This is a genomic window from Halorubrum ejinorense (genome assembly GCF_039522565.1).
GTDB classification, from domain to species: domain Archaea; phylum Halobacteriota; class Halobacteria; order Halobacteriales; family Haloferacaceae; genus Halorubrum; species Halorubrum ejinorense.
The window spans coordinates 1-552 of sequence record NZ_BAAADQ010000019.1 but is presented as its reverse complement, the minus strand read 5'-3'; the positions used below and the strand labels follow the sequence as shown (position 1 = coordinate 552).

Genomic DNA, 552 nt, shown 5'->3' with positions numbered 1-552 from the left:
CTCTCGATTTTCTCGGTGTTACGAAGGGCGACTCGACGGCCAGTTTGTGTGTCGTGAGGCCAGTGTGCCGAGCAGTGAAGATCGAGAATGGCACACGAGTCCGTATCGACGAGTGCCGTCGTTTTAAGCGTGCGTATGTGGCGATCCGAGCGGTGTTGGTAGTGTCTCGATGCCGTTTCGCGGTCGAAGAATGTGGCATCGATGGCACCGTGCGAGCCCGGATCGCAGATGTTCGCGGACTCACGAAGGAACTCACGCCATATCGACATTGGCACCCTCTCAAACGACCGGTACAGCGTTGAGGGTGCGGGAAATGCCGTCCGCGCCAGCTGTAACAGACCACGAACGCGATCCATCTCACTCGCCCAATCCACAATTTCGCGGTACGTCGCATCCATGTGAACCCGCAAAAAGTGGAGCGTGACATGCTTCCAGCCGGGAAATCCGTGGCCAGTCGGATCACTCACCGCCGTTGGACTGGCAGCACAGCGCTTTTGAGCCAGCGACGCGGCTTGTTTAACGAAGCGGAAGAGTAGTTTGGACACATTCGGC

Annotated in this window: 1 protein-coding gene; it reads right to left on the bottom strand. The window is 57.8% G+C overall.

The features are described 5' to 3' along the window. Positions 1–398, bottom strand: a 398-nt coding sequence (locus ABDZ89_RS16960; protein ID WP_343781012.1) for a transposase, incomplete at its 3' end; no start/stop codon positions are given. Between the last annotated feature and the right edge of the window lie 154 nt (positions 399–552).